Raw genomic sequence first — 16,954 nt, forward strand, 5'->3', positions numbered from 1 at the left:
CTGATGTCACGATTTTTTATCGACAGGCCGATTTTTGCCTGGGTGTTGGCGATAGTGGTGATGCTGTCTGGTATTTTAGCCATCAATACCTTGCCAATCGCACAATATCCATCGATAGCGCCGCCTGCTATCAGCGTCAGCGCCAGCTATCCTGGTGCTTCTGCCCGTACTCTGGAAGATACAGTCACCCAGGTTATAGAGCAGAAAATGAAAGGTCTGGATGGCCTGATGTATATGTCATCCACGTCTGAATCCAATGGTTCTGTGACTTTAACCTTAACCTTCAGTGCCGATACCAACCCGGATATAGCTCAGGTTCAGGTGCAGAACAAACTGGCGTTGGCCACTCCTCTGTTACCGCAGGAAGTGCAGCGCCAGGGTGTCTCTGTAGCTAAATCAGCCCGGAACTTCCTGTTAGTCGCAGGTTTTGTGTCTGAAGACGGCAGCATGAGCAACATCGACATAGGTGATTATGTTGCATCAAACGTGCAGGACATCGTCTCCCGTGTCAATGGTGTAGGTGAAGTACAACTGTTTGGTTCTCAGTACGCTATGCGGATCTGGTTAGACCCGGCAAAACTGCAAAACTATAAGCTAACTACTGCCGATATCAGTGCAGCTATTAGTGCGCAGAATGCTCAGGTGTCTGCGGGTCAGTTAGGTGGTATGCCCGCTATTGAAGGCCAGCAACTGAATGCGACAGTCACTGCCCAAAGCCGCCTGCAAACGCCGGAGCAGTTCCGTCAGATTCTGGTGAAAACCAACAGTGACGGCTCAGTGGTGCGTTTAGCTGATGTAGCTAAAGTTGAGCTGGGTGGCGAAAACTACGGTGTTGTAGCCCGTTTTAACGGCAAACCTGCTTCTGGCTTAGGTGTCAAACTGGCCAGTGGTGCCAATGCGTTGGAAACAGCGGCAGGCGTGAAAAAAGCACTGGCGGATTTAGAACCTTTTTTCCCTGCTGGCTTAAAGTCTGTAGTGCCTTACGACACCACACCTTTTGTTTCTTTATCTATTGAAAAAGTAGTCAGCACCTTAATTGAAGCTGTAGTGCTGGTATTTTTTGTAATGTATCTGTTCCTGCAAAATTTCCGCGCCACTTTAATTCCTACCATAGCTGTGCCTGTGGTTTTGCTGGGTACCTTTGCTATTTTATCGGCTTTTGGTTACTCCATTAATACCCTGACTATGTTTGCAATGGTGCTGGCCATAGGTCTGCTGGTGGATGACGCTATAGTCGTAGTTGAAAACGTCGAGCGGGTAATGACCGAAGAGGGTTTGTCGCCGCTGGAAGCTACCCGTAAATCGATGGATGAAATCAAAGGTGCGCTGGTTGGTATCGCCATGGTGCTGTCCGCTGTGTTTGTGCCTATGGCGTTTTTTGGTGGCTCTACCGGCGTGATTTACCGCCAGTTCTCTATCACTCTGGTTTCTGCTATGGCTCTGTCGGTACTGGTGGCTTTAATTTTGACTCCAGCTTTATGTGCCACTTTATTAAAGCCAAGCCATGTGCATGATGACAGCTCTGTCTTAGGTAAGTTTTTCTCTGGCTTTAACCGCGGTTTTGATAAAACCAATCAAGGCGCACAGAGTTTTGTCGGTCGAATGATCAAGCAGAGCAAACGCTACTTGTTGGGTTATGCATTGATTGTTGGCGGTATGGTGTTTATTTTCAGTCAATTGCCTTCGGCGTTTTTACCAGACGAAGATCAGGGTATTTTGTTTAACCAGGTGGTGCTGCCAGCAGGTTCAACCACAGAACAAACCCTGAAAGTTGTAGAGAAAATGGAACACCATTTCCTGCAAGAACAGGGTGAAGCCGTGAAGTCTATTTTCACCGTCACTGGCTTTAGTTTTGCAGGTTCAGGCCAAAATGCTGCTTTAGGTTTTGTGAACTTAAAACACTGGGATGAGCGTCAGCGTCCTGATTTATCTGTAGGTGCGGTCGCTGGCAAAGCCATGGGCTATTTCGCCACCATCAAAGAAGCTTTTGTGTTCGCCTTCCCGCCACCTGCAGTAGTGGAGCTTGGCACAGCCAATGGCTTTAACCTGCATTTACAGGACAGAGGTGGCTTAGGTCACGACCAGTTACTGGCTGCCCGTAACCAATTATTGGGTATGGCCGCTCAAAGCCCGGTATTAGCTGGTGTGCGTCCAAATGGTCAGGAAGATATGCCTGAGCTGAAACTGGATATCGATCTGGCCAAAGCAGAAGCCTTGAATGTCAGTCAGGCCGATATTAACAGTACCTTAGCCACAGCCTGGGGTAGCAGCTACGTCAATGACTTTATTGACCGCGGCCGGGTGAAAAAAGTCTATCTGCAAGGTACTCCGGACAGTCGCATGGTGCCAGAGGACTTAACCAAATGGTATGTGCGCAACAGTGAAGGTGAGATGGTGCCATTTTCAGCCTTTGCTACCTCACACTGGACTTATGGCTCTCCTCGCCTGGAGCGTTATAACGGCTTCTCCTCTATGGAAATTCAGGGCGCTGCAGCACCTGGTTACAGTACCGGTCAGGCTATGGATGAAATGGAAAAACTGGCCAAACAGTTACCACCAGGCTTTGCTTATGAGTGGACTGGTATCTCTTACGAGGAGCGTTTAAGTGGTGGTCAGGCGCCTTTACTCTATGCCTTATCTCTGTTGGTGGTATTCCTTTGTTTAGCTGCCTTGTACGAAAGCTGGTCTGTACCTGCAGCCGTCATGATGATAGTGCCTCTGGGTGTGTTTGGTGCTGCCTTGGCTGCTCTTATTGCCCATTTATCCAACGACATCTATCTGCAGGTGGGTTTATTGACCACCATAGGCTTAGCCTCTAAAAACGCCATTCTGATCGTGGAGTTTGCCATACACCGCATGGAACAGGGCTTAGGTTTAGTCGAAGCTGCCATTGAAGCAGTGCGTTTGCGTCTGCGCCCTATCTTAATGACGTCCATGGCCTTTATTTGTGGTGTATTGCCGCTGGCTATAGCCTCCAGTGCAGGTTCAGGTGCGCAGAATGCTCTGGGTATTTCAGTGATAGGCGGTACTTTAGCTTCGTCTATCCTGGCCGTTCTTTTTGTGCCGATGTTTTTTGTGCTGGTTCGCCGTGTCTTCCCAAGCAAACATCAGGCAGCACAGGAGAAAGCAGAATGAAATTAAAAACTTTAAGTTTAAGCGCTTTGGCGGTATTGGTATTAAGTGCCTGTCAGCTGGCACCAGAACAACAAGCTATTGAGTTACCTGTGCCACAAAACTATGCACTGGCTTCCGGTGATTCGGGAGTTAAAGCGGCAGAACTGCATTGGCAACAGTTTTTCAGTAACCCTAAGCTGCAACAACTGATAGAGCTAAGCCTTGCGAACAACAAAGACTTACAAATCGCTGCACTCAATGTGCAGCGTGTCCGGGCTTTGTATCAAATTGAAGACTCAGCTTTGTATCCGTCTTTGGACTTAAATGCTTCAGGCACACGCCAGCGTTTACCGGCCGATTTAACAGGTACTGGCAATGCCCAAATCAATCAGCAATACAGCGCAACTGTGGGTATAACCTCGTACGAGCTGGATTTCTGGGGCAAAGTACGTAATCAGTCAGAGCAAGCTTTACAGCAGCTGTATTCAACAGAACAGGCGCAATTAAGCAGCCAGATCAGTCTGGTCGCAGAACTAGCCAATGCCTGGCTGACTTATGCGGCTGATCAACAGTTGTTGGAACTGGCTGCCCATACCTTGCACAGCCAGCAAAAAACGCTGGAACTGACTGAGCAGAGCTATAACTTAGGCGCAGCTTCAGCTTTAACACTGCAGCAAGTGAAAAGTACTGTAGCGACAGCCAAAGTGGATATAGCTCGTTATCAGCGTTTACTGCAACGGGATAAAAATGCCTTGGATCTGTTAACTGGATCACAGGTAGCAGACGATCTACTGCCGGATCAACCACTAAGCAAAATCCTGCAATTACCAGAATTGCCAGCGGGTTTACCTTCGGATTTATTGCAACAACGACCAGATTTAAAAGCGGCAGAACATGACTTATTGGCCGCCAATGCCAATATTGGCATTGCTAAAGCCGCTTTTTTCCCCAGCATCAGCCTAACGGCCAATGCGGGCTCGGCCTCGGCTGAGTTGGATAATCTGTTTAAAAGTGGTTCAGGCAGCTGGAGTTTTATGCCGTCGGTCAACCTGCCAATCTTTAATATGGGCCGTACTCAAGCCAATTTAGAGGTGGCCGAAGCTCAGCAGCAAGTCGCACTGGTGACTTACCAGCAGAAAATCCAGCAGGCTTTTCGTGAAGTGTCTGATGGTTTAGCGGACCGTGAAGGGTATGCAGCCCAGTTACAGGCTCAGCAAGACCTGGCCAACAGCAACCAGCAAAGCTTTCTATTATCCGAAGCACGCTTTAAACAAGGTGCTGACAGCTATCTGCAGGTACTGGACGCCCAGCGTTCCTGGTACAGCGCACAACAACAACTGATCAGCGGCCAGCAAGCTTTGCTTGCCAGCCAGATTAGTTTGTATAAAGTGCTCGGCGGTGGCTGGCAACAAAGTAATATGTCAGCCGAATAAATGTGTGCTCACCGGGCTTTCGAGCCCGGTGTCGGAGTTCCCAATGACAGAAAAAACAGCAAAAAGACATACAGATCCAGCGTTAGCAGAAGCGCGGAGAAATCAGGTACTGACAGCGGCAGCGGATTGTTTTCGCCGCAAAGGTTACCATGGTGCTGGTATGGCTGAGATCTCAAAAACTGCCGGGATGAGCGCAGGCCATATTTACAATTATTTCGACAGTAAAGAAGCCATTATCGAAGCTATTATTCAGCGCGATATGGAGGAGATGTTTTCAACCTTTCAGCAGTTTGAAGACGATCCGGGCGATCTGCTCACTACTATGCTGGAGGGAGCAGACCAAGGGGTTGAACGGCATATAGATAAAGAAAAAAATGCGTTAGAACTGGAAATGTTGGCTGAAGCTGCCCGCAATCAAAAAGTGGCGTTTTTGATGCAACAATCCGATACCCATGCCAGAGCGCGGATGCGCCGATTGTTAACCGGCGAACGTAGTCTGGTCAAAGATGCAACAGATAAAGAACTGGATGGCCGTATCAATATTATTTTTGCCATGATCACGGGTTTGGCGATGCGCCGGACTTTGTATCCTGAACTGCAAAAAGACACTATATTGCTGGCTTTGCGCCCTGCTCTGCGCACTTTACTGTCACCTTTTGAGTGAGTATCTTGATAAGGTAGTGAACTACTACCTTAGTCTTCATTGCAGTAAGACACTTTGTTTCTGCCGGATTTCTTTGCAGCGTAAAGACTTTTATCGGCTTTTTCTATAAGCGTCTGATAACCAGCTGTGCCTGCTTGGTAGCATGCAACGCCAATACTTACAGTCACAACTTTGTGAGTGGAATTTTTGTGGGGAATTTGCCTGTCAGCCACATTTTTTTGAATGCGGGCCGCCACCTGCAGTGCCCCTTCAGCATCAGTTTCAGGTAAAACCACCACAAACTCTTCTCCACCATAGCGTGATACAAAATCTAATGGGCGAAGCAATGTGGCTTTAATGCCTGAAGCCACTTGGCACAGCGCGCTATCACCGGCCAGATGACCATAGTTATCATTAAACAGTTTAAAAAAGTCGATATCAATCAGCAGTATGGATAACCCGCCCTGGCCTCTGTCAGCACGCGCCGTTAACTTCACAATATGCAGATCAAAATAGCGTCTGTTATACACTGCAGTCAGACCATCGACAAAAGCCAACTGAGCTAAAAACTCCTTTTGCGCTTTAAATTTTAGCTGAGCATTAACCCGGTTTTTTAATGTCATCGGCTGCACAGGTTTAGTAATAAAGTCCGCACCACCACTTTGCCAACAAGCGTTTTCTTCTTCAGGCTTACTAAAAGATGTCATAAAAATCACAGGTATATCTTTTGTTTCCTGATTTTCTGCCAATAGTTGGCATAGTTGTAAGCCTGTCATCTGCGGCATCACCACATCAGAAATAATTAAATCAGGCTGGCATTGCTGGCAGATTTCCAAAGCCAAAGCCGCACTGGTGGCAGCAAGCACTCTATAGTGACCGGATAAAATGGCATTGATACTTTGAATATTGGTTGGCTGATCATCAATCACTAATATGGTCGGCAGCTTGTCTGGCAGACTTGTCTCCAGGCTCTTTTGGTTAGTTTGCATCCGCCCCCCTTTCAATCAGGACATCATATTGCTTCAGTATTTCACCGGCTTCCCGAAATTTTAATGCATTCATGGCCTGATTTAATTTGTCAAAAAGCTGCGGGGATAAAAATCGCAGTTCAGGTTCAATAGTTTGAATACTTTGCATCGCCTGCATATTAAAACTATTGAGTTCAGCTTTGAGCTGGTTATAGGCTGGCATAAAATCCCCGCCAGGAGTCCGGCCTCTGGCAGCCTGTGGTTCTGGCAGCAATTGACTTAACTGCTCCGCAAGTTGACGGGTGGTCTCTAACTGCTGAATGACCTCAGCAAAGTCAGTTTGCGGCTGCGTAGCTTCATCCAGTTCCGCTTCTATAGCAAGTTCCTGTGCTTTTGCCACTTCAGCCAATTGGTTAAAACCAAGAGATGCGGAAGTGCTTTTAAGCGTATGGAACACCAGCTTTAACTCAGCCTTGCGGCAGTCTCCTGCAGCAAGCTTTACTTTGTAGTCATCCAGGTCCGCAATCAATAAAGCCAGTGACTGCACATACACTTTCGTCATCTGGTTAAAGCGCGCCAAAGCAGAGCTGATATCTATCTGATGTTGCTGACAAAACTCAAAAACAATGTCATTAAACCCAGTCGAATTAACAACAACTGCGGCCCCGGGTTCAACAGCTTGATCGGTGTTGCGTCTGACATCAAGAATCTTTTGCACCAAATCTGTCAGTTCAAATGGCTTGACTATGTGCCCCACCATACCGGCCTCAAAGCATTTTTTCTGCTCCGACACCATTCCGCTTGCGGTGACAGCAATAACAGGTAAATATTTTAAACTCTCTTTATTCTTAATATGTTGAGTGGTTTCATAACCATCCATACCTGGCATCTGGATATCCATAAGCACCAGGTCAAAACGGACCAGGCTATTATCCAGCACAGCCAAAGCCTCTTTGCCACTTGCAGCCACAGTAACCACAGCGCCATGCAGTGCCAACAGCTCGCTGGCAATGTGCTGATTGGTAGGGTTATCCTCCACCAGCAGAATACGGGTACCTTTTAACAATGCAACGTCCGGCTGAATGACAGTATGAAACACCTGATGTCTGGACGGTGCCACTGCATCAAAAAAGGCCTCGATAATCTGACTGCGGGTCACAGGTTTAGTCAGGAAACCATTTAATAACTCAGGCCTTTTTTCGCACTGAACGGCCAGTGAATCTACTTTGTGTGCCGTCACCAGAATCAATACCGGCACTTGATGCACAGGAGCTATCTTTCTGATCATTTCCGCCAGTTCCAGGCCGTCCATTTCAGGCATAAGCCAATCCAACAAAACTAAATCAAAAGGTTCCTGATGGTTGAAGGCTGACTGTAGCAAAGTCAAAGCATCGGCAGCGTTCGAAGCCAGAGTAGCCTTCCAGTTCAATTGACTGACAATTTCCTTCATGATCTTCAAACTGGTTGTGTTGTCATCGACCAGCAACACATGAACAGGGGTTTCAGCCTGACTACATCTGGCGGGCAGACTTAAGCTTTTTGCAGCATGCACTCGGACATCAAAACTAAATTCGGATCCCAGACCTAGTGTACTTTGCACCTGAATGCTGCCTTGCATTAAGTGGGTAAATTTATCCGCAATAGTTAAACCTAAACCTAATCCTTTGAATTTTCGTTTTTCAGAACCAGAGACTTGTGAAAACATCTGAAAGATCCGCTGTAACTGCTCAGGTTCAATACCAATTCCAGTATCCTTTACAGAAACGCACAGCCGGATATCATTTTGGTCCAGTCGCTGCTGAGACAAGTGGATAGTCACCTCACCTTCAGTGGTGAATTTGACTGCATTTCCGGCTATATGCAGCAAAATTTGTTTAAATTTATAACCGTCAGCATGAAAAAAGAAAGACACATCCTCTTCGACATCAAAATAGACCTCAACAGCTTTCTCGCCAGCCATTCTGTGCAACTGCCTGCCCACATCAGCCAACAACTCATCTAACTCAAAATCGGCCTCATTCAATTCTGGTGTTGTACTGTAAAAATCACTGACGGTTAAGGTGTCATCCAGCAGATGATTAAGCTTTGTGACCTCACTTTTTGCGTTGTTCACATAGTCCTGTGTCGTATGCTCAGTTGTAGTGTGACCAATCAATTGCAGGTAGCCGTTAATCGCATGTAGAGGGGTTTTAAATTCATTACTCATGTTGGCAATGAATTCACTTTTTGCTGCACTGGCCGCTGCGACGTTTTCCATCGCCAGCTCAATTTTTTTCTCTTTCTCTAGCCGATCTGTAATATCTTTAGCCGCCAGATAAATATAATGCTGACCGTCCAGTTCAATAGCACATCCAGAGACTAGTTTGGGTACAAAGCTGTCATGCATTTTTTTTAGTCTGGCTTCAAAGGTATACAGACCGCCCTGGACTATACGCTCCAGTAACGCATCCCAGTCATCTGCCTGATCCAGAAACAAAAGGCTCCTGACATTCATGCCTTTCAAACGCGACGGTTTGATATTCAGGGCTAAAGTTGCATAAGGATTACTGTAAAAAATTTCGCCTTTTTGGTTCAGCCACAACATCACTTCCCTGGCATTTTCAACAGCAGACTGAATGAGTTTCACATGCCGCTGCATATCCTTTTTTTCAGTTAAGTCGTCCAGTAGCCAGACATAACCCCGATTTATTGTCTCTGAATGCAGAGGGATAATGTTCAGCTGAACAGAAATATGCTTTCCCGATTGATGGGTAAAGAGCACATCGACAGCCTCATTTCCCTTCGTTTTTAACTGTGTCAGTAGATGATTGGAAGGGTCGGATTCAATGCCACTGCTCTGAGCAGCGACCAATAACTGAGCAATATTGCATCCTTCGAGCTTTTCAGAGTCATAGCCTAACAGCGCAGATATCATAGGATTCGCTTTGGAAATAACACCTTTTGTATCACAGAAAATCATAGCTATATGCGCCAGGTTGACGATACGCTCTTCAAACAGTTGCTGCATACTGGAGTGATTTTTGAAGTGCTGAACCTGAAGTTGCAGCTCTTTGTTGCTATGAATCAGCTTGTTTTGCAATTGCACAAGAGTTGTTGAATCAAACAGTACCAATGTCGCGCCACTGAAGGTTTTATTAACAAAAAGTGGGGAAATATTCAGGGTCAGGTGACGGGGGGCGCTACTATCGTCCGCTTTGTAAGTAAGTGGAAATTGCTTGATCACTTCCCCCTGCGCTACTTGTTTAAAAAGCTGCATCAATGTATCCGGTGCCAGGCTTGCATTAAACCAGTTCGCCAGCGGCTTGCCCAAAGCATGAGCAGAGTCAAAATTAAACAATAGTTCAGCCGCTTGATTCCAACTTGTAATAGCAAAGTATTTGTCGACACTGACTATCCCATCACTGGTACTGTCAACCACGGCAGCAAGTGTATGACTTAAGCGTATTTCGGCCAGGCGTCTTTGAAAAAAGTGCACTAAGCCAAAAGAAAGCACAGCACAAAGCAAACTCAGCACCAGCATTTGCCAAAATGCAGTTTCGGCATCAGCCAGCGCCAATTTATCCACAAATTTTTGTGTTGGGATCAATTGGATCTGCCATTGCCGGCCAAACACCTCTACAACAATGGATGCCATAAATTCATCGATCACCAGATCATTTTCGGGTACTGACTGATAAAAATCTATGGTGTTGCTGACCGTAGTGTCTGCAATCTCTATCTGGAATTCACCGTTTTGAATCACCACTGAGTCGATGATCTCATTAATCAGCAATGGCGCATAAACCCAGCCTAAAAGCCTTGTTCCACCCGATGCAGCGTCCTCTTTCATCAGTGCGTTCAACAGCAAAAAGCCATGTTTTTGTTTGTTTGCCGCCTGAACTAAAGTGATAGGAGCTGTCAGATGGGTAGAACCTGTGGTTGCGCTTTGTAATGCCGCCAGTCTGCGTGCCGGCTCTGAACCTATATCTAACCCGACCGCCTGCGCATTATTCAGTTCCGGCTCTATGTACTGAATAATAAACAAAGGGTCTTTAGGGTCAGATAACTGCTGTAGACGGAAAGGTCTTGCTCTGTCTGCTGAGGCTTTGGCTAAAAAGGCGGCCAAATCCTTCTGATTTACTTTTTTAATCAATCCAAAGCCGCGTGCACCAGGAAATTCTTTTGGGTAATTCCGGCTTTTAAAGTACTGCAGCTGCTCCTGATAATTAAATTCTTCAAAGCCTACTGCGTCTATAGCAGCTTTTAATCCTCTCAGACCATATTCATAGCGCCTTACCCCTTCCACCATTTCGGTGCTCAGATCATCGAGCTTGAGCTGTGCCGTTTGCCGGATCAAACTGGTGTTCGCCTGAATTCTGTCCTCTTTGATCATAAAAGCAAGCAGTATTCCAAAGATGAAAATAGCGAGTGGGATCCCAAGAAGCCAATACTGTCTTTTATTCATACTTAGCTACATCCTTTTACAAACGAAATTGGCTGCTTTTATTCTGAAATCTTAAAGCACCGAATAGAGGCACATAAGAATCTAGGCTAATTTTCAAGTACTTGTAAACCTTTTATGTAATTACAGACTATGCTGTAATCGTTTGATTGATGTACCTGTTATATCAGTATTTTTAGAAAGGAGCTCGCACCTACAGATGTTTTCAAACTCTGCTGAACTCGCTGAGAGTAGGATTTTAATAGTCGACGATACGTTGTCTAATGTGCTGGTGTTGAAAGAAATTCTGACTGGATGCGGCTCTATTTATTTTTCAGAGTCGGCGAAAGACGCATTAGAGTTAATCCCACTGATCCTACCCGATGTTATATTGCTGGACATCGAAATGCCCGATATGGATGGTTGGGAGTTGTGTCGCCTGCTACAACAGGATCAAAGTCTTGCTGACATTCCCATCGTATTTATTACCGGCCATGAAAATCTGAACTTCGAACGCATCTCACTGGAACTGGGTGGCCGTGATTTCATTCACAAGCCTTTTAATGCCGCAATCTGCAAACTACGAGTGACTAATCAGATAAAGCTGAGAAAACAAAGTCAGATGATTGCCCAGGGCCGCGAACAATTACAAAAGCTGGTAAAGCAGGTTCCTGTACTCATCACCTACTGGTCCCCCAACTGGATCAATTTGTTTTCGAATGATTTCAGTGGTGTCTGGTTTGAGTTAGCAGAGGCGAATGAGCACAAGTTGTCGCTGGAACAGATGTTCCCGCCAGAGCTCAGTTCTGCCCTGCAACTGCGCGGTGAGGAACAGGACGAACACAACTTTACAATTCAGGTCCAGGGTAAAAAAGGCTGCAGATTCTTCCAGGTATTTCGCTCATCTGTGCACAAAAACCAAAGACTCGATGGTTATTTAGTCACCTTAGTCGATATTACCGAAGTGAAGCAGGCAAAACAGGCGCTTTATTCAGAGAAAGAACGACTAAGGGTCACCTTAAATTCGATAGGTGACGCTGTGGTGGCAACAGACACCGAAGGTCATATTAATTTTATGAATCCTATAGCGGAGCGCATGACGGGTTGGCGCTTCAGAGATGCGATGGGGGTAAAAATTGAGGAGGTGATGCCACTACGTGATGGCAGTTCAAAGCACCCGCTGACCAATCCCCTTTATATAGCGCTTCGGGAACGACGCGCTGTTGCCATGGCTTTAAACTGTGAACTTATCAGCAGAAATGGCCAGGCTTTTGCTGTCGAAGACTCCGCCGCCCCTATCCGTAGTGAAAGCGGCGATATTATAGGCGCCATTATGGTGTTCCACGATGTCAGTGAAACCATGGCCATGGCCATCAAAATGAGCCACTTAGCCAATCACGATCAATTAACTGATTTACCCAACCGTATTTTGCTGCAAGACAGATTGGCAGTTTGCTGTGCATCGGCTCAGGCAAACAACACAAAAAGCTGCGTGATCATGATAGATATCGACCATTTTAAGTATTTAAATGACTCCTTGGGTCATCAGGTCGGGGATGAACTGATTCTTCAGATGGCGCAACGACTGAAAAGGAAAATCCCTCAGTCCTACACCCTAGCCCGTCTTGGCGGTGACGAGTTTGTTATCCTGATGAATGAGGTCAGCAGTGCTGAGGCCGTATCCGCTTTTGCGTCTAAATTGCTCGCGGCCATGCATGAACAATTTAAACTGGCGGAGCAATATTACAGCGTGTCCGTCAGTGCGGGGATCAGTATGTACCCCGATGATGCCAGCAATGCTGAAGATTTGATGCGCCATGCTGATGTAGCTCTGTATAAAGCTAAACAAGAAGGCCGCAACCGCTTTAGCTTTTTCTCTGATGAGCTGGAAACTGCATTGCTGCAACGGCATGAATTGGAAAAAGTGATCCGTCAGGCGCTCAGTACTCAAAAGTTACAGGTTTACTACCAGCCAAAGTTTGACCTTCAAACTAAACGACTTGTGGGTGCAGAGGCCTTAGCCAGACTGATAGATGACAACGGAAACTTTATCTCCCCTGCCGAATTTATTCCTTTAGCTGAAGAATCGGGTCTAATACTTGAACTCGGCCGCCAAGTGTTACATCAGGCTTGTGCCGTTGCCAAATCTCTGGCACAAAGGCTGTGCCCTGTCGCTATATCGGTCAACGTGGCAGCCGCTCAGTTTGCATCCGACACCTTGTATGAGGATATTCAGGCCGCTTTATCTGCACACAACTTAGAGCCGGCATTACTGGAGCTGGAAATCACAGAAACAGCCTTGATGCTGGACGCCCAGGCCACTCAAGCCAAACTGGCGCAGTTAAAAAGTATAGGGCTTAGTATTTCTATTGATGACTTTGGTACCGGCTATTCCAGCTTGTCTTATTTAAAGAAATTTGACGTTGATATCATGAAAATTGATATGTCTTTTATCAAAGACATGCTGACAAACAAACATGATTACGAAATTGTCAAAACCATTATTTCTCTGGGCTTGTCCATGGGATTAAAACTGGTTGCAGAAGGTGTGGAAACACAGCCGCAAGCTGATGCCCTCATCGCATTGAATTGCCAAACCGGTCAGGGTTATCTTTACAGCAAGCCTCTGCCTGAAGCCGATTTCTTCGCTTTAGTTGTCAGCACAACTCAAAGGTAACCTATGGATTTTTTGCATAAAAACAACCCGGCCTTCACCAAACAATCGATGCCATTTATCATCACAGCTGTGCTGTTCTTTTGTGTTGGACTTTTGTATTGGACTCTGTCCTCCAATGGCTATAGCGCACTGGTTACACAGAAAACGGAGTCGCTGTTACATAATAACCAATCCATCACAACGTCCTTGAATACGCATTTAAACGAGCGCAAGCAAAAAGTTCGTTTTTTACATGCAACGCCACCTGTATCGGGTTTGACCCGGTCTATCCCCAATAATGATATGGATGAAAAAGAGGGTAACAGTACTGAACAATGGAAAAAACGGCTGAAAACCATATTTGCGGCTTACCTGCAAACCAACCCGGATATTAAACAAATCCGGCTGATCGGAGCTCAAAATAACGGCAAAGAAATTGTCAGGGTGGAACGACAGCAGGGCCGCATTGTGGTTACACCTGACGAGCTGTTGCAGGAAAAAGGCGATACCTCGTATTTTAAACAAATCGAAAAACTCCGGGGCGACGGTGAATACATCTCAGACATCACCTTAAACAGGGAGTATGGCGTTGTTGAAAACCCCATTTGGCCTACGTTCCGCATAGCCAAAACTGTGTATGACGAAAATGCTGATTTTTTTGGCTTTGTGATTATTAACTTTGACGCCAGACCCTTGCTGACTGCGTTAAAGAACACTATGACTGATGCAGCAGAGCAACTTTATATCCTCAATACAGAAGGTTATTTTATTGATGCCCCTAACCCAGCTATTACCTTCGGTTTTGATTTGGAACAACCTGAAGCGCAGTGGAAATACCTGAGCAAGGGTAGCCCCTTACCTCCGCAAAACAAAGTCGTTACTTTTGAGTTTGCTGCTGAACCTCATTATATGACCGCCGGTAAACTGGTATTGTCCGCTAAAGAAAACCGCCACCTTCATTTAATAAGTGCGCTGCCTGAATCTGCGTTACAACAGGCCTGGAGTCAGCAACGACAAAATATTTTACTGCTGTTAACCAGCGTCTTTGCCCTGACTTCGCTGATTATTTATGGTTACCAAAAATACTTAAACAAAGTATTGAAGCTCTATGATGATCAATCCAGATACGAAGCCATAGTCTCTGGTTCCTCTGACGCTATTATCAATATAGATTTAAATGGCAATATTCTGAACTGGAACACCTCAGCTTCTTACCTCTTTGGTTTAAGTGAAGCTGCCGCAAAGCGAAAAAAACTCCATCAACTTATCCAGGCGGTCAATGTTCAACAACAATTGGATCAAGCCTTGCTGAAAAAAGTAGTGGCGAATGCCACTCCAATCAATCTGGAATTGGAAACGCTATCCGACTCAGGTAAACAGCAAACCCTCAGCATCAGCTTGTCACCTGTGGTCCCTAAAAACTCGGGCAGTGAACCCAGCGTTGCCGCTTTAGTGCGGGATATTACCGAGGCCAGGCTCAATCAGAAAAAAATTGTCGCCGTTAATGAATCATTGGAAAAACAAGTCGCAGAACGCACCAAAGAGTTGGAATTAGCCACAGAACAAGCTCTGGCAGCCAACAAAACAAAAAGTGCTTTTGTTGCCAATATCAGCCATGAAATAAGAACCCCACTCAATGGTATAGGCGGAATGCTGGAACTGCTGGCCCGCGAAAATTTAACTGACAAGCAGCAAAGTTACCTGACTATGGCCAAAGGCAGTGTCTCGACTCTGACAGTGCTGATCAACGATTTGCTGGATTTATCGAAGATAGAATCAGGCAAACTGGATATTGAATATGCCGAATTTAACCTGATTGAGATGGCCAGCAGTGTAATGGCCACTATGACTCACAAGGCTCAGGAAAAAGGCTTATCGCTGTATTTAGACAGTACAGCCGTACGTTATGAACACTTAATCTCAGATGCCTACCGACTGAAACAAGTGCTAATTAACTTAATAGGTAACGCCATTAAATTTACCGAACAAGGTTATGTCAGTCTGGTGATAAGCTCGACACTGTTGAATGATAAAGCCCAGATCCAGGTCGAAATCACTGATACAGGCATAGGGATCAGCCCAGAGCAAAAAGAGAAACTATTCAGACCTTTTACACAAGCCAACTCCTCTATCGCAAAAACTTTTGGCGGCACAGGCCTGGGCTTGTCGATTTGTAAACAGTTGGTGCATTTGTTAGGGGGAGAGATAAAGGTCAGCAGCCAACCAGGACAAGGCAGTACCTTTAGCTTTCAACTGCCAGCAGAAATCGACCACAACGCCGATTACAAAGTGGTAGGTCCATTATTGTTAGGCGTAAAAACCGGTCTGCTGCTGCCTGAAGGTACTGACAAACAGCTGCTGATACAGCAACTCAGAGTATGGAAAGCAGAGATTATCGAACTGGACACTTTGCAGGATGCATATTCTAGCAAAATCAATAAATTACCTGAGCTGTTGATAGTGCAAAATAGTCGTATAGACGCCGATTTTACTGCCTGGCAACAGCAACAGCTTGTTCATAATAAATGTAAGCTGATCCTGCTATGTGACGATCTGTCGGATGAGCATTATCTGATGGCAGAACATGAAGCTTGTGTGCATCTGAATAAACCTGTATTGCCACTGCAGTTTTTAGCTGCCTATAACAAATTGCAGCAATCTGTTTTGACCGAGCGTGCCAGGCTTCAGCAGGTGGTGACGACTCCCCACCAGGCTGACACCAGAGAAACAGAGACTTTCAGAGTGTTGGTTGCGGATGACAATGAAATTAATAGAGTGGTCGCTAAGGGGCTGCTGGAGAAATACCCTGTCGAAACCCTGATGGCTAAAAATGGCGCTGAAGCTGTGGAGCTGTTAAAAGAAATGCAAAGCGATCATCAGGTACATCTGGTATTGATGGACTGCCAAATGCCCGTATTGAGTGGATTTGAAGCGACAGCTATGATCAGACAAGGTGCCGCAGGAGCAGTATTCCAGAATATTCCTATTATTGCGATGACGGCGGGAGCCATGTCAGGTGATCGGGACTCTTGTCTTCAAGCCGGCATGAATGATTTCATATCCAAACCCATTGACCCTGATGCATTTGAGGAAAAAGTGATGCTATGGCTGAATAAAAAATAAAGTGACATCCTGGCTTAATAACCACTAAAAATTTGATTTGAATAGCCTTTTATTTTCAAGGGCATCACTATCTTATGTCCTTTTCCCCTGAAACTGCTGCATAGTCGCCATCGCATTGGCCCAAAACTGCACTGAGCTTTTATCATTGCGCAGCGCAGCACTCTTGATCGCGTCCTGAGCTTTTTCCATAAAATTAATAGCTGTTGTGTCTGAATTGGCTTCATCGCCAGAACTTTCTGTTTTGCCTGAATACAACAAAACCCTAAACGCTTGCTCCTGATCCGCCGGAATTTTACCGCTCTCCAGGCCTTTGGTCAGCCAGTCGGATAATTGCTTACGGCTCATGTTGTCAAAGACTAAGGTTTTGCCGTCGCCCACTGGTCCTGTGCCATTGTCCACAGCTTTATCTGCAGGATCAGTCACAGATCGAGACTCCTTTTTCGCAGCAGCTGCATACATAGCCGAATACTGGCCAGAGCGGATTTGACTTAATGTTTCAAAAAGATTGCTGTTATCCAGTTTCATTAGATGCGTCCTTTAGTCCTTACAGATAGCAAAGCAAGATATAAGCCAGTATTCGGGACATTATTTTGACAA

At 45.8% G+C, this 16,954-nt stretch carries 8 protein-coding genes; 5 read left to right on the plus strand and 3 right to left on the minus strand.

The genetic code is table 11. The features are described 5' to 3' along the window. Positions 1-3: 3 nt before the first annotated feature. Genes EK374_RS17560 through EK374_RS17570 form a run of 3 tightly spaced genes read left to right on the plus strand, consistent with a single transcriptional unit; the run spans position 4 to position 5,211 of the window. On the plus strand, positions 4-3,135 hold the full coding sequence (locus EK374_RS17560) for an efflux RND transporter permease subunit (RefSeq protein ID WP_127025834.1): 3,132 nt from the start codon (positions 4-6) through the stop codon (positions 3,133-3,135). Then, positions 3,132-4,547 (plus strand): efflux transporter outer membrane subunit, encoded by a 1,416-nt coding sequence (locus tag EK374_RS17565; RefSeq protein WP_127025835.1) that lies wholly within the window; start codon positions 3,132-3,134, stop codon positions 4,545-4,547. Before EK374_RS17560 ends, EK374_RS17565 begins: the two co-directional genes overlap by 4 nt. A 43-nt stretch (positions 4,548-4,590) precedes the next feature. Further along, complete coding sequence (locus EK374_RS17570) at positions 4,591-5,211, plus strand: TetR/AcrR family transcriptional regulator (protein ID WP_127025836.1); 621 nt, start codon at positions 4,591-4,593, stop codon at positions 5,209-5,211. A gap of 29 nt (positions 5,212-5,240) precedes the next feature. On the opposite strand, the gene EK374_RS17575 is transcribed toward EK374_RS17570, so the two are convergent. Together EK374_RS17575 and EK374_RS17580 are read right to left on the minus strand one after the other, a co-directional pair. Beyond that, positions 5,241-6,179 (minus strand): diguanylate cyclase, encoded by a 939-nt coding sequence (locus EK374_RS17575; protein ID WP_127025837.1) that lies wholly within the window; start codon positions 6,177-6,179, stop codon positions 5,241-5,243. Then, positions 6,169-10,602 carry a response regulator gene (locus EK374_RS17580; RefSeq protein ID WP_127025838.1) on the minus strand — a complete coding sequence of 1,478 codons (4,434 nt, stop codon included), beginning with the start codon at positions 10,600-10,602 and terminating at the stop codon, positions 6,169-6,171. Before EK374_RS17580 ends, EK374_RS17575 begins: the two co-directional genes overlap by 11 nt. A 196-nt stretch (positions 10,603-10,798) precedes the next feature. On the opposite strand from EK374_RS17580, the gene EK374_RS17585 reads away from it, so the two are divergent. Together EK374_RS17585 and EK374_RS17590 are read left to right on the plus strand one after the other, a co-directional pair. Beyond that, entirely contained in the window at positions 10,799-13,255 is a 2,457-nt protein-coding gene (locus EK374_RS17585) for a GGDEF domain-containing protein (protein WP_127025839.1), read from the plus strand. A 3-nt stretch (positions 13,256-13,258) separates the two neighbouring features. Continuing rightward, on the plus strand, positions 13,259-16,357 hold the full coding sequence (locus EK374_RS17590) for an ATP-binding protein (protein WP_127025840.1): 3,099 nt from the start codon (positions 13,259-13,261) through the stop codon (positions 16,355-16,357). Between the two features lie 72 nt (positions 16,358-16,429). Here EK374_RS17590 and EK374_RS17595 read toward each other — a convergent pair whose 3' ends face one another. Next, the gene (locus EK374_RS17595; RefSeq protein WP_127025841.1) at positions 16,430-16,882 is read right to left on the minus strand and encodes a hypothetical protein; all 453 of its coding nucleotides are present in this window, start codon (positions 16,880-16,882) and stop codon (positions 16,430-16,432) included. Positions 16,883-16,954: the final 72 nt, after the last annotated feature.

Origin of the sequence: Rheinheimera mangrovi (genome assembly GCF_003990335.1) — a bacterium.
Lineage (GTDB): Bacteria > Pseudomonadota > Gammaproteobacteria > Enterobacterales > Alteromonadaceae > Pararheinheimera > Pararheinheimera mangrovi.